Raw genomic sequence first — 14,595 nt, forward strand, 5'->3', positions numbered from 1 at the left:
AGTAGTCATAGCCGTAATGAAGTTCAGTAAACAACATCATGAAGGCTACAATTTTATCTACTCCACAACCAAATTCTCACCCGATCAGCCGATTAAGGAGCACTTTAATCCAATCGCTTAGTCTGTCCCTTTCAACCTTATTGGTTATCACTACGTCCGCTTTTGGACAAACCGCTACGAATTCAGCCGTTATTTCGGGTAAAATCACCGATCAGAGTTCGGGTCAGGCGGTTCCATTTGCCTCCGTCGCTGTGAACGGAAAGGCTACGGGTACGCAGGCGGATGTGGATGGACATTACGAATTACAGCTTCGTCAACCCGCTGATTCACTGCTCGTATCGGCGCTTGGTTATCAGACGGCGAAGGTGGCGGTGAGTTCATCAACTGTTGACGTAGCGTTAACGCCAGCCGCAGCCATGCTCAATGAAGTTGTGGTACACGCGGGTGAAAATCCGGCGTTTCGTATCCTTCGGGAAATACACGCGCATCGGAAACAGAACGATTTCCGGCAGTTGAGCGGCTATGAATACGAAGCCTATAGTCAGCTCGCGATTAACATTAACCAACTATCCGACCGTTTTCGGCAGCGAAAGCCCGTGCAGGCAATTCTGAAGGCACTGGAGCAGAAACAAGGCAAAAAAGCTACTGTTTTGCCCGTCTTTATGTCCGAAACGGTTTCGCACCTGTACGCCCGACGCAATCCGCAGCATACCAAAGAGCACATTTTAAAGACCAACATCAGCAGCGTCGGCATCACCGACGATAGTTTCGTGGCGCTGTTCACCGGGGCGGGGTTTAACACCCTTAATTTTTATCAGAATCAGGTTAGCCTGTTCAAGAAAGAGTTTATCTCGCCACTGGCCGAGGGCGGGCGCATGGCCTATACGTACTTCCTGGCCGATACGTCTCAGGTTGGTCAGCACACGTGTTATGGCATTGATTTCGATCCGAAGAACGAGCGCGATCTGGTGTTCCGGGGGCGGATGTGGATTGATAAAGACAGCTATGCACTGGTACGTATCGATGCTCACGTTGGGGCCGCGGCCAATATAAATTTTATCAATACGATTGACATTGACCAGACGTACGAACTTGCTGGCGAATCCGGCAGTGCCTGGCTGCCCGAAACAACGCATCTGACGGTTGGGGTAGGTGAGGTCGTCAAAAATACGTTTGGCGCTACGGTCGATTACACAACGTCGGTGCGGGAGCCGCTGGTGAACCAGCCCAAATCCGTTGACTTTTTCAACGTAGACATCGATCTGGCGGAGGATCGGGATCAATCGCCCGCCAATTACTGGCAGTACCAGCGTCAGCAATCACTTCAGGCACAAAACTACGAGCAGACCCGGGCGCTGCTGGATACGGTTCGAAACCTGCCGGTGGTGAAGACTTACACCAAAGTGGCTCAGTTTATTCTCAATGGCGGCTACCTGCCCGTTATGCGGGGTGTTGATGTTGGTTCGGCCTTCTCCATGTGGGCCTACAATCCCATTGAAGGCCATCGGCTTCGGATGGGCTTGCAGACAAACAACGCCTTTAGCCGCACCTGGCAGCTGTCGGCATATGGTGCCTATGGTACGCGCGACCGGGTCTGGAAAACGGGCTGGGAGGTTAATTTTATACCTACGCGCCGGCCGTTAACGCTGATCTCGTTGCGGCATAGCTACGATCTGGAACAGTTGGGGAATCGCACGGAAGACCTGGCCGACAACTCCTTCTTTCGACTGAATAGCCGGTTCGGGCGTTTTCCGCAGGCATATTACCAACGCGAAACATCGTTGACCGCCCAGCGTGATTTAGGGCCGGATTTCACGCAAACGGTAGGGATTCGCAAGCGCTCGATGGACCTGCTGTTTCCCGTCGCGATCAGTGAGGGTAATGAATACCAGTACCCAACCGTCGGCGGTACGACTCTACGTAGCATGGAATACTTTCTGGAAACGCGCTATGCACCGGGTCGACTGCCCGCCCGGCGTGTCACGGGTCGCCGGATTCGCCGTCGTCCTACCGAGACCGCTCCGATTGTAACGGTACGCTACACCTATGGCACTGGTTCATTTCAGGGCACTACGTTTAGCGGCTACCATAAAGTACAGATGCAGTTGGAGCATACACTACGCTGGGGCTTGCTGGGCCGCACCCAGTACACGGTGAAAGCGGGCTACATCCCATCGACCATTCCCTATCCGCTGCTTCAGGTCCATCTGGGAAACCAGACGCCGTTTTATAACCGCAATGCGTTCAACCTGATGAACTACGCTGAATTTGTGAGTGACCGCTACGTATCCCTGTCTGTTGAACATAAATTTGAAGGTCTTTTCACCAACCGATTACCGCTGATCCGGCGGTTGGGCTGGCGGAATTTCGTGACTGGTAACGTACTGTTCGGGCATTTGAGCGATGACAACCGTAACCTCATTGCTACCCACGATACCAACGGAAAGCCACTGCCAAGGGTCCATTCATTACGGCAAACGCCTTATGTCGAGGTCGGGTACGGTTTCGAGAATGTCCTGAAAACAGTACGTATCGAAGCCATGCACCGGCTGACGTATCGACAAAATCCGGGTGTAACGCCTTTTGCGATTAAAATGTCATTTCAAGTTAGCCTGTAAGCAATTTGGCTTACATAGGATTGGAGATTAATTTCGTTAACAGCACGAACAACCTGTACCATGAACATAGTCCGATATTTTGCCCTGCTGATGACCTTATTGCTGACGGATCATTTACCTGCCCAGGCGGTGCGGAAGTCCTTTCCGGAACCCGCGCCGTCGCCTAACCAGCTTTTTTACCTGCAACGCAGCAAAGACATCAACACGGTTGTCTACGAAGCGAACCTATCGGCCGGGAAGAAACTGGACCCCAATAAACCCGTGCAGGTCTACTGGATTCGCTACGCCGAACAGGGGCAGCGGGAAGATTTAACCAGTGTTCAATGGCAAATGGCCTACGGTTACACGCACAGACCGCTGGCTTCCGACGCCTATGAAATCAGTTTGAATTCATTTAGGCAACGGCCCATGCAGATTATCACCCTTCGGGGCAAACCTATGGCGATGATGACCATCAATGGGCAGCGGGCGTATCTGAAAAAAGTGTTTGTGCAACTGGACCCCAAGTCGCGGCTTATGCCACGCGTTCAATACATTGACATGTTTGGGACTGACACCGACAAGGGCCAGCCGGTTTACGAACGTATCATTCCGAAATAGAGAGTGGTAGGCGTAGGAATTTTAGCACCACAACGGCGCATTGATGGAATAATGTAAGAAATAGTTACTGAGAGGATACGGTGAATGAGGCTTTTGACAATCTAAACAGATAGCCTGTGTTTACATCAAACGATCACGGAGAATTGGTAAGATTTCTTGTTGGGTTTGCTCATTCTTGTCAAAACGTTGTCGTATCTCATCACGTAAGTTGCTAACCGTCAAGGTTAATTTCGCTAATCCGTTTGCTGTAATGTCCCCTGTCGTTTGGACTTGTTGTAATTCAGCTTTCGTACTGGTGGCCAAATCTACCAATTGACCTTGTCCTTCAATCAGACGATCAACTTTTTGAAGTACATCAGACACTACTGGCTCTAATTGGTTAAGGCGTTTATCGGGCGTCATGGGACGAATATAGACGTTAAGATTGAATTCATAAAAGTGCAGTTAGTGCGCTGCTTCCTGATAGTGCACATATCATGAATGTTCTCTCGTTAATTTGCCCGGAATTATCCCGCTAATTTTTCGATACGCTGTTGAGAATCTTACTGACTATTGTTTCTATTCTGACTGTCTGTACGTATGTGCCGGCGCAACCGAATCAGCCGGGCGCTGATCATACGAACGCGCAAAAAGCATTTGTGTTGGCCAAGCAGGAGTTTGCCCGTTTTGAAAAAGCGCATGGTCATTTCAGCACGACAAAAAATGGCCGTATGCATTACCTGACCTGGGGAAAGCCTTCTGGTGTTCCGCTCGTGTGGTCGCATGGCAGCTTAACCAACGCGCTTGAGTTGTTGACGCTAGCTGACAGTCTGGTTGAAGCCGGTTACTACGTACTGGCGATTGATTATTATGGACACGGCCAGACCCCAATTCCGGCGCATGAGGTTTCGCTCTACCACGTGGCCGATGACATCAAATACATTCTGGATGAGCTTAAGATTAAAAAAGCGGTGATTGGCGGCTGGTCGAGAGGGGGAATGATTAGCACGGCTTTCTACGATGCCTACCCGGACAGGGTTTTAGGATTGATCCTGGAAGATGGTGGTTCGGTGTCTACCAATACGTTTTATCATACGATGGAACCGGCGCAGCTCACTAAGCGTATCGATGACATTTTTAAAGACCGATACCCGGATACTATGTATGCCAGTGAGTTTGCCGCTTTCCGAGCTATTTATGACACAACGCAACGAGGAAGTCAATTCGATCTGTTAGCCTGGATTCGACCAGTCAACGGTGGAAGATGGGCCATCAGTCCGGGCGTTCTGGATTTGTTCAATATGAAAACGCCGGAGCAATTTCGGGCTAATATTCTTTACCCGACGCAAGTTCCACTTTTTGCGGAATCTATGTCGGTGCTGGAACCGAAAATCATCTTTCGAAACCTGTCCGTGCCAGTCTTAATTCTGGACCCCACCAGCCCGAATGATCTGTTTCCGTTTGAAGCCGGGAACGCTGCGCTTCAAAAACAACATCCACGCCTGATTGACCACAAAATCTACCCAAACTGTGGTCATAATATCCATTATGAGCGGCCGAATCAATTCTTAACCGATATCGCTAATTTTCTGACGAAAGTGAAAGCACATAATAGAGTAAGGAAACCGCACTTCAGAAAGGCTATAGCCAGCGGCTGATGAAGTGGCTAAACGCATCTTTATATTGATCGCTGACCGAAATGGTGGCTGAGCCAATTTGTACGGAGTTGCGGGTGATGGCACTAATCCGGTCCAGGGCGACGATGAACGACCGATGCACGCGCATGAAACGTTTTGGCGGGAGTTTTTCTTCGAGCGCTTTCAGGCTTGTCAAGGAAAGCAACGCCCTGTCGGGTTCGCTTTGGCGGTATACTTTCACGTAGTCCTTGAGCCCTTCGATGTACAGAATATCGCTGTAGGCGATACGAACCAGTTGATACTCCACTTTCAGGAACAGGTAATCCTCGGCTACGTCGGTGGGCGGGATGGTCAGCGGAGTTGCGACGGCAGGAGCGGGCTCAACGCGTTGTACCAGCTCAAAATACTGCCGCGCTTTGCTGGCGGCCCGCAGAAACTCCTCATAATTGAAGGGCTTCAATAAATAATCCAGCGCATCGACGCGAAATCCCTCAATGGCAAATTGATCGAACGCCGTCGTGAAAATTATGCGCGTGGTCAGTGCCCCCCGAGCGCTACGTTCCAGCACCCGCGCCAGCTCCAGCCCCGTCAGGTCGGGCATTTGAATGTCCAGAAATATAACATCGACCGGTGATGTCAGCAATCCTTGCAAGGCTTCGACGGCACTGCTATAGCGGCCAGCGAGGGTCAGAAAAGGCGTTTTCTCGATAAATGCACAGACCAGGCCCAGCGCCAGGGGTTCGTCGTCTACCGCGATGCAGGTCAGCGTTGTCATGCCAGATTCAGGGTTAAGTGTACATGGTATTCGCCAGCGGCTGTGTGCTCGTTGATGTCCAGTGAATAGTGCCCCGGATACAGCAGATCGAGCCGTCGGCGGGTGTTGGTCAGGCCGATGCCGTTGCCCGCTTCGAGGGAGGGCGCTTTTTCGGGAAATACCGTATTGCTGACATCCAGCAAGAGCGTTTGCTGCTGTTGCTGGACGGAAATGGTAATTGAACTGGGATGCAGCGAGCTGACGCCGTGTTTAAAGGCATTTTCCACGAACGGCAGCAGGAGCATGGGCGCAATGGGCTGATCGTGCAGCGGTTCCGGTTTGTTGAGCGTAACAGTGACTTTATCGGTGAGCCGGAGTTGCATGAGCTGGATATAATCGCTCACGAACGACAGTTCTTTGCTCAGCAACGTAGTGCCCGACTGGGTGTCGTAAAGAACGTAGCGCATCATTCGGGAAAGCCGGTGTAACGCTTCGCGGGCGGTCTCCACGTCGAGCAGGGTGAGCGCGTAGATGTTGTTGAGGGTATTGAAAAAGAAATGCGGATTGATCTGTGCTTTCAAAAATGAAAGCTCTGAGGTCGTTTTCGCCTGTTCCAGCGCCGTCCGGAAGTTAGCATCGTCCTGCCATTTTTGGAGTAACGCAATACTGGTACTGATTCCCAGCACCAGCAGAATCGTAAACAGACTTGGTTGAATCCAGCCGTAAAATTTAGGCTGACCTTTTCCGTCGGGATGAAAAGCCCGGTGCATCTGGCTGGCTAAATCAAACCCCAGTTCAACACTCCCCAAGACAAGAAGCACAAAACAGATGATGCTCACCAGCGATAGTACGTACCGGCCTGTCTGCTCATGAAGTAATAATCGGGGAACCAGCCACTGAGAATTTAGATAAAATACACCGACCATGAGGCTCAAAAAGATGAGCTGACGTACCCAGAATAAGCGGGGAAACTGGATCTCGGACGTAAGCGACTGATTGAAGAAAAGCAAGTAGCCCATCAGAAACCAGCCCAGTACGTGAATCAGCACGGGAACGTAGCGACGGGATAAAAGAGTAGCAGCCATAATCGTCGGGAAAGCTGCAAGTTTAGGGTAAAAAGCAAAGCGCAGTTTAATTAATCGGCACATAAACAGAGTTTCCCGATGGGCTGAGCCTTTTAACCGACGAATGGCTTCGTTACCGGCTGGCTGAACTTTAGTACTATTCGGCAACTCATTCGTCGGCTGAAACAGCCTAACTGCCGACGTTTTCTACCGGTCGGTCTATTGCGTTTTTTGGATTAATTAAAGGAATGTTGCTTTGCTTACCAATGTCTCAATCTGAATACCGATGAACAACTATTTTTTATTGCTAACGCTGGTGCTTTGGAGCGGTCTGACCCATATCCAGACAAGCAACGCTCAATTTGGCCCTCCGGGTGGCGGTGGCGGACCGGGTGGCCCTCCGGGCATGAACAATCAGGATGGCCAGCGGAAAAAAGCGGAGTTTACCGGTGTTGCCGATGATACGCCAAAAGGGAATGGTAAAATAACGGGGCTGCTCATCGATTCGACGTCGGGGAAGCCAGTCGAATTTGTGACGATCGCCCTGATGAACGTGAAAACCAACAAACCCATCGACGGTACTACGTCGGACGCCAAAGGGAATTTCACCCTGAGTAAGCTGGCGCCGGGTGATTATCGGCTTCAATACTCATTTATTGGCTACAAAAACCTGGATTCCAAGGCGTTCACCATCGAAAAAGGTACAGTGTTGAACATGGGATCGGTGAAACTCCCCGCCGATGTGCGCACGCTGGGCGAAGTGAACGTAGTGGGCCAGGCCGCGCTGATCGAGGAAAAAGTGGACCGGCTCGTTTTCAATGCCGATAAAGACATGACCTCCAAAGGGGGCGATGCATCGGACGTATTGAAACGCGTGCCGATGCTGTCGGTTGATCTGGACGGAAACGTGAGCCTGCGCGGCAGTCAGAATATTCGGGTGTTGATCAACAACAAACCCTCGACGATTGTCGCGAGTAGTGTGGCCGACGCGCTCAAGCAAATTCCGGCCGATATGATCAAAACGGTGGAAGTGATCACCAGCCCATCGGCCAAGTACGATGCCGAAGGAGCCGCCGGGATTATCAACATCGTCACGAAAAAGATTACACTGCATGGCCTGACCTTAAATGTCGATGCGGGAGCAGGTCTTCGTGCATCCAATCTGGGTCTGAACGGTTCATTCCGTCAGGGCAAACTGGGGATTAGCCTGGGCGGTTTCGGGCGGGCTATGTACAACCGGGCTTCGTCGACCCTGGACCAGACGACGCTGGTGGGTGCCCAATCGCTACGTACCAGTCAACAGGCAACGGCCTTCGACAAGCCAATTTTTGGTCAGTACACCCTGGGCTTCGATTATGACCTGGCCAAGAATCAGTCGTTAACGGCCAATATTCGTTATGGCACCCGCAATTTTATTCAGCAACAGACCCAGTTGACCAGTACGTTCGCAATGGACTCGTTGCTGAGCATGACCAACCGTGATGTGAATCGAAAAGACCTGTCGAACTCGGTGGACTTGAATCTGGACTACGTCCGGACGTTTAAGCCGCAGCAGGAGTGGAGCATTTCCACGCAGTATAGCCGCACCGGTCTGGTCAATAATTTCTATGCGGATATTCTGGGCCAAACGGGCGAACTGACGGCTCGTCAGCGAAACCTGAACAACAACACGAATCAGGAAATGACGATCCAGACGGATTACCAGACGCCGATCAAGAAAAACCAGCTACTGGAATTTGGCGGAAAAGCCATCATGCGGAAAGTAGATAGCCGCTATGAGTATCAGATTGGCGGCAGCACGGGCGACCTGATCTACGATCCGACCAACCCGGCGGGGGCGCTGATCTACAACCAGAACATTGGGGCGGGCTACATCTCGTACACCTACGTAACACCGAGCAAATACACGTTCAAGGTGGGAACGCGCTACGAACACACCGGCATATCGGCCAAAGCCTCCAAAACGAACGAAACGAACGAATACATAAACCTGAACATCCCCAGTTACAGTAATCTGGTGCCGAGCGTTAACGTATCGAAAAGTCTGAAAGGGGGCACCACACTAAAAGCGGCCTACAACCGCCGGATTCAACGGCCGGGTCTGCAACAGCTAAACCCGAACGTGAACAAGGCGAACCCGCAGAATATCAGCGTTGGTAATCCCAATCTAAGTCCTGAACTCACCGACAACATGGAGTTGAGCGTTAGTTCGACGATCAAGAAAACATACCTGAATGCTGCCGTTTTCGGTCGGATAACGAACAACGCCATTTCCCAGATTCGGATACCGTCGGATACAATGGCAGGAAGTATTATCACTACGTTCCAGAACATTGGCGTGCAGCGTACTGTAGGCGCCAATGTCTTTTTCAATACCAGCATCACGGCAAAATGGAGTATCAACGGTGGCCTGGACGGCTACTACATGTACATGCAGGGAACCACCGCCGGGGCTGACGGCAAGTCGGTGACCATCGACAACTCAGGCATCAGTATTGGTGGCCGATTGATGAGCCAGCTACAGCTCGACAAAGGCTGGAGTGCGCAGGTGTTCAGCTTCTTCCGGGGGCCAAACCCACAGTTGCAGGGCACAATGGGTAGTTTCTACATGTACTCACTGGGTGTCAGAAAAGACGTTGCCAGCAAGCGGGGCAGTATCGGACTGGCCGCCGAGAACTTCGTCGGAAATGGAGTCACCATGCGCACCACGCTGAATTCGCCACTGCTGTCGCAAGTGAACGTGAACCACCTGTACAACTCGAACCTGAAAGTGACCTTCACGTACCGCATTGGCAAGATGACGTTTGACGAAAATCGTCGGAAAGGCCGCTCGGTCAGCAACGACGATGTGAAAGACGGGGGCGGTGATGGGGGTGGTCAGCCACAACCGGCGGCACCCGTGGGTGGTGGACGACCCAGGTAAGAAACTGAGCCGTGGAGCCTGACGAATGTACAATGAGCACACGTTGGCTACCTGTCATTCTTTAGTTGGCATTATTCATTTTCTATCCGCAATGATTGTCAATTGATTACAAGATTCATAAATTAGCCATCGGCTATCATAGAGGTACGGTAGTTGCCCATTCATTTCTAACCCAATTAACTTTTTAACTCATGAAAGCATTCGTTTTATCTGTTGCTGCGCTACTCACCCTCTCGACGTCCTACGCGCAGACGTGGGCACTCGACAAAGCCCACTCCAAAGTTGGTTTCACCGTTACGCACATGATGCTGTCGGAAGTAGACGGGCTTTTCAAAACATTCGACGCTAAAGTCATAGCGGCCAAACCCGATCTTTCCGACGCTGTATTTGAATTTTCGGGGGATGTCAACAGCATTGATACCGGCAACGAAAAACGTGACGGGGACCTGAAAGGGGAGAAGTATTTTGATGCCGCCAAGTTTCCAACCCTGAGCTTCAAAAGCAAGTCATTCCAGAAAGCCGGCGATAAGAAGTACAAAGTAACCGGCGACCTGACCATGCACGGCGTCACCAAACCCATTACGCTGGATGTGGTCATGAATGGTCCGATAACCAATGAAAGTCCGCGTGGAAAGTCAGAAAAAGTGGGCTTCAATATGAAAGGCACGCTGAAACGGCTGGACTATGGAATAGGAGCAGGAACGCCTGCCGCGATCATCAGTGAAGATATTGAGGTGAAGGCAAATGGTGAATTCACCAAGCAGGCCGAAGCGACAGCAGAAAAGAAATAACGTAGCAAACCCCTATTAAAACCCCGGCTTGATTCTGTCAAGCCGGGGTTTTTGGTAGGCTGACTGACCAGAAAAAGCGCCTTAACCCGATTGGACGTAGCAGATTTCCTGGAAGTCGATTGTGAACCTTTGTAGATTCTTTTTTAGCAATTGTTCAGCATAATCTGCCGAATAATATGGCATTAGAGAAATAATATAGAAATTTTAGGTAGAAATACTTATTTTTAGCCCTTCTTGATTAATTAAAAAAAAGCGTCCTCATCCCTTACAGACGGCTCAAGCCAATCCATGAATTATCGAGTCTGTTTGGATCAATTAAAGTTGAATCAATTCTTAGTGACCCGTTTGCTGCGGGTAGTAATGGCTATCCTACTCCTGATTCAGGGGTTGATGATCGCCCGTGCTCAGGTGCCAACAGCCGCCATATCACTGACTCAGGTACCGGATGATGGATTTCTGTTGAAAGATGGATGGCGATTTCAGGCTGGGGACGTAGCAAACGGGGCCAGTCCGCAACTGGATGATCGTCATTGGAGCCAAATCGACCCAACCAAGGACATTCGGGAGTTACCGCAACTCCAGCGGGCGGGTATCGGCTGGCTTCGATTGCACCTGCATACCGGCCCCGACTTGCCGCCCCTGATGATCAAAATGTTTCAATCCGTTGCGTCGGAGATCTACCTGGATGGGCGGTTGTTGTATACGTTTGGCACCATCAGCACCAACCCCGACCGTGTACAGGCCTATAATCCAAGTTCAGCTTACAGTTTCCCTTTGAAAGCTTCAACTGAACACGTATTGGCCTTGCGGGTTGCCTGCCAGCCGGGGCTAATTTATACGACAAACTACTTGCATTGGGATGCGGGTACTATCCAGTTTTGGCTGTTCCCAACAACGGCCTTGCCCGCGCTCAAACCCGTTGCTGTACAGGCCATCTATCTGGCTACCTTCAAACTGGGTATCTCGTTTATTCTCTTTATCCTGCATTTAAGCCTTTTTTTTACTCACCGCACCAAACGCACCAACCTCTATGCTGCGGGTATGTATCTAATGCTGACCCTTGCCTTGCTGGCCATGGCGGCCAACGATTTTACGCACACGCTGAGCCTGCGGATTTTGGTGTATTACGGTTCATACCTGGCTGTCTGGATGCCCGGTATGGCGATTCTTACATTTTACACGATGTTCAATTTTCGCAAAGGGTGGCTGTGCTGGCTGGCCATTGGCAGTATTGGACTCGTTTTTATTCCGCTACCAGCTGATTTCCAGTGGCTGTTCTGGCCAATAAATTACTACCTGCCTCTGGAACTGATACGACTTTCACTGGTGGCTACCCGGCGCGAATTACCCGGTGCCCGAATTGTAACCAGCGGTGCTTTTGCTAATCTGGGGCTTATGATCCTATCCTCGGTCCTGTTTGCGTTGCATATTTCTGATTATGGGCATGAATGGCTTTTTCACCTGTTTTATCTGGCTGCATTTCTGTGTTTCCCACTCACGCTGTCACTTCTGCTAGCCCTGGAACACGGTTGGATCAATCAGCAACTTATGGCTCGGCTACAGGAGGTAGAAAATCTATCAGCCCGAAATCTGGCCCACCAGCAGGAACGGCAACAGCTATTGTCCCAGCAGAACGAACAACTGGAACTTCAGGTAGCTGAACGTACCTATGAACTCCATCAGCAGGCCGATCAGCTTCGCGAACTTGATCAGGTTAAATCACGCTTTGTTACCAACATTACCCACGAGTTTCGAACACCCCTGGCGCTCATTATTTCACCGGTAGAGAAATTGCTGCAGGAAAGTCGGTTTGACCGGCCGATATTGACGATGGTCCAGCGCAATGCCGATCAGCTACTTCGGCTCATTAACCAATTGCTGGATTTGTCGAAGCTGGAAGCCAATCAGATGAGCGTCTCGCTGAATCAGGGGAACGTATCGGACTTCATTAGTCAGTTGGTGGCACTGTTTCAACGGACGGCCAGCCACAAGGGTATAACACTAACGGTGCGTGCAGACCACCTACCGGAACAGGACCATTTATTCGATGCCGATAAGTGGGAAAAGATCCTCATGAATCTACTCTCAAATGCGTTAAAATTCAGCGACATGGGGGATCTGGTAACCCTAACCGTGTCGCCAGTTTGGGCCGGCAAGGAGATGGCGGGTGTGCAACTTCAACTTACGGATACCGGGATTGGCATCGCACCAGCTAATTTACCTCATATTTTCGACCGGTTCTATCAAGCCGACACGTCAGAAACCCGCGTCTATCAAGGCACCGGAATTGGTTTGGCGCTTGTAAAAGAATTGACCGACGTAGTGGGGGGAACCATCACGGTGGAGAGTCAACTGGCTGTGGGCACTACGTTCCAACTGACACTGCCGGTTCGTCCGTTGTCGGCTAACGTCAGTACCCGCGTCCTGATTCCTCCCGGACTTATAACGACAGTCAGCCAAACCGGGGCTCCTTCCATTGCGCATTCAGTGACACCACCGTCGTTAGCTGAAAAGCTGATTCCCCGAGTTTTGATTGTGGAAGACAATGACGAGCTACGGGAGTTTCTGACGGGTGAGTTAAGTCCTTCTTACCACGTCGTGAAGGCCGCCGATGGGCAGGCAGGTTGGGAATGTACTCTGGCTGAACTACCCGATATAGTTATCACGGACGTAATGATGCCCCGCATGAATGGCTATGAATTGACCCGTCGCATCAAAAGCCATCCCGATACAGATCATATCGCGGTGGTAATGCTAACCGCCAAAGCCGCTCTGCCCAGCCGGATCGAAGGCCTACGGCAAGGAGCTGATGATTACCTGTCCAAGCCCTTCAGTATCGACGAGTTGCAGTTGCGGCTCAGTAATCTAATTACCCGCCAGCAGCGATTAGGTAACCATTACCGGCATCAGTTCAACTTGCCCGGTGCGGTCGGCGTGGATTCGTCCGGCGTGGATTCGCCCGCCAGGCAACCGGCTTCTGTGCCAGCTTTGAGTACCGACCCGTTTCTGGTACGGATTTATGGGTTATTGGATCGGCATCTGGATGACTCCTCGATCAGTGTAGACTGGCTGTCCGATCAACTGGCCATGAACCGCAAGACACTGTATCGCAAAGTGCAGAGCTTGATTCAATTAGCACCGGCGGATTTGATCCGCCAGTATCGACTCCGGAAAGCGGCTGAGTTGTTAAAGGCGGGCCATAACGTAGCAGAGACGGCTGACCTGGTGGGGTTCAGTACGCCCTCGCATTTCACAATTGTTTTCAAAGAAACCTATCAGCAAACACCCACCGAATTTATGGCCAATCGCTTGAAAAACGCCTGATTCGGGCTTTTCTCTCCTTTCTACGGACAAAATGCCCCGAATCTGACAACATATGTCCCCAGTCTGACAGTGTAAAGCGCAGTAAACGTCCATCTTTGACCCACCCAAACGGGCTGTCTAGCCACACCATTTTATAAACCTCCCTGCGTATATGCAGCCTTCTAACCCTCTTTTATATCATTGATAGCCATGAACACACCCTTTGTTTTAGGTTTACTGTCTCGTTCACTACTGCTGGGTTCAATCGGCGGTTTACTGGCCTGTTCATCGGTTCTGCAGGCCACCCGCATCAATAGACCACTCGCTCAGCTACCCAACGAGGTTGTGGCTGATGCACCGCCCGAACCCGTTAACGAAAATATACTGTTTATGAACAACGCCCAGCTACTGTATTCCGAAGCCATTCCCCTTTCACCAATTTCAATGGCAACGGGCTACCAATGGGTTTTCGTCCAAAAACAGGAATCTCAAAACAGTCCCACCACAGGATATTGGCAAATTAGGCCTATTAAGTAGAACTGAAGATTTCAGATTAAATAAGAAATATTTTTAGACAGATTCTTAGTGTCCTTGAAATTACGGCTCCAGATTCCTTGATAAATACACCCATCTAACATAATTCATAAGCGAATGGCTCGACAAACGAACGTAGCTAATTCTCATCTGGATGCGGATGCCTTTGAATTTTTCAAGGAAAAAGAGCGCTGGAGAATAAAGCAGCCGCCGATAGCTTCCGCAAGAATATTCTGGAGAAAGGTGGCAGTGAAAAGCCAATGGATCTCTATAAGAAATTCCGGGGGCGCGAACCATCGCCCAAAGCCATGCTGCGACGTAGCGGTTTGATCTTATAAAGAGTAGCCATCGATAATTATCTATTCACACCAAAAATAACCTCTTATTAACCA

General features: G+C 50.6%; 10 protein-coding genes and 1 pseudogene. 8 read left to right on the top strand and 3 right to left on the bottom strand.

The window, feature by feature from the left end; all coding sequences use genetic code 11:
- Positions 1 to 38: 38 nt before the first annotated feature.
- Both ACYVEA_RS19735 and ACYVEA_RS19740 read left to right on the top strand, forming a co-directional pair.
- Positions 39 to 2,618 carry a DUF5686 and carboxypeptidase-like regulatory domain-containing protein gene (locus ACYVEA_RS19735; protein WP_461115155.1) on the top strand — a complete coding sequence of 860 codons (2,580 nt, stop codon included), beginning with the start codon at positions 39 to 41 and terminating at the stop codon, positions 2,616 to 2,618.
- Between the two features lie 60 nt (positions 2,619 to 2,678).
- On the top strand, positions 2,679 to 3,218 hold the full coding sequence (locus ACYVEA_RS19740) for a DUF4833 domain-containing protein (protein WP_461115156.1): 540 nt from the start codon (positions 2,679 to 2,681) through the stop codon (positions 3,216 to 3,218).
- Positions 3,219 to 3,338: 120 nt separating this feature from the next.
- On the opposite strand, the gene ACYVEA_RS19745 is transcribed toward ACYVEA_RS19740, so the two are convergent.
- The gene (locus ACYVEA_RS19745) at positions 3,339 to 3,620 is read right to left on the bottom strand and encodes a hypothetical protein (RefSeq protein WP_461115157.1); all 282 of its coding nucleotides are present in this window, start codon (positions 3,618 to 3,620) and stop codon (positions 3,339 to 3,341) included.
- Positions 3,621 to 3,751: 131 nt separating this feature from the next.
- Here ACYVEA_RS19745 and ACYVEA_RS19750 point away from each other — a divergent pair, with 131 nt between their 5' ends.
- On the top strand, positions 3,752 to 4,855 hold the full coding sequence (locus ACYVEA_RS19750) for an alpha/beta fold hydrolase (protein WP_461115158.1): 1,104 nt from the start codon (positions 3,752 to 3,754) through the stop codon (positions 4,853 to 4,855).
- On the opposite strand, the gene ACYVEA_RS19755 is transcribed toward ACYVEA_RS19750, so the two are convergent.
- Both ACYVEA_RS19755 and ACYVEA_RS19760 read right to left on the bottom strand, forming a co-directional pair.
- Positions 4,839 to 5,609 (bottom strand): LytR/AlgR family response regulator transcription factor, encoded by a 771-nt coding sequence (locus tag ACYVEA_RS19755; protein ID WP_461115159.1) that lies wholly within the window; start codon positions 5,607 to 5,609, stop codon positions 4,839 to 4,841. The genes ACYVEA_RS19750 and ACYVEA_RS19755 overlap by 17 nt on opposite strands.
- The gene (locus ACYVEA_RS19760) at positions 5,606 to 6,673 is read right to left on the bottom strand and encodes a sensor histidine kinase (protein WP_461115160.1); all 1,068 of its coding nucleotides are present in this window, start codon (positions 6,671 to 6,673) and stop codon (positions 5,606 to 5,608) included. Before ACYVEA_RS19760 ends, ACYVEA_RS19755 begins: the two co-directional genes overlap by 4 nt.
- A gap of 265 nt (positions 6,674 to 6,938) precedes the next feature.
- Here ACYVEA_RS19760 and ACYVEA_RS19765 point away from each other — a divergent pair, with 265 nt between their 5' ends.
- The 5 genes and pseudogenes from ACYVEA_RS19765 to ACYVEA_RS19785 form a co-directional block, all read left to right on the top strand.
- Positions 6,939 to 9,575, top strand: coding sequence for a TonB-dependent receptor (locus ACYVEA_RS19765; RefSeq protein WP_461115161.1), 2,637 nt, complete (start codon positions 6,939 to 6,941; stop codon positions 9,573 to 9,575).
- A 191-nt stretch (positions 9,576 to 9,766) separates the two neighbouring features.
- A complete protein-coding gene (locus ACYVEA_RS19770) occupies positions 9,767 to 10,366 on the top strand; it encodes a YceI family protein (RefSeq protein WP_461115162.1) in 600 nt (199 codons plus the stop codon).
- 288 nt (positions 10,367 to 10,654) lie between these two features.
- Positions 10,655 to 13,690, top strand: a complete 3,036-nt coding sequence (locus ACYVEA_RS19775; RefSeq protein ID WP_461115163.1) for a hybrid sensor histidine kinase/response regulator transcription factor — start codon at positions 10,655 to 10,657, stop codon at positions 13,688 to 13,690.
- A 189-nt stretch (positions 13,691 to 13,879) separates the two neighbouring features.
- Complete coding sequence (locus ACYVEA_RS19780; protein WP_461115164.1) at positions 13,880 to 14,206, top strand: hypothetical protein; 327 nt, start codon at positions 13,880 to 13,882, stop codon at positions 14,204 to 14,206.
- A gap of 147 nt (positions 14,207 to 14,353) precedes the next feature.
- Positions 14,354 to 14,541, top strand: a pseudogene (locus tag ACYVEA_RS19785) (M3 family metallopeptidase); the annotation flags it as partial.
- Positions 14,542 to 14,595: the final 54 nt, after the last annotated feature.

Source organism: Spirosoma jeollabukense, from assembly GCF_054777855.1.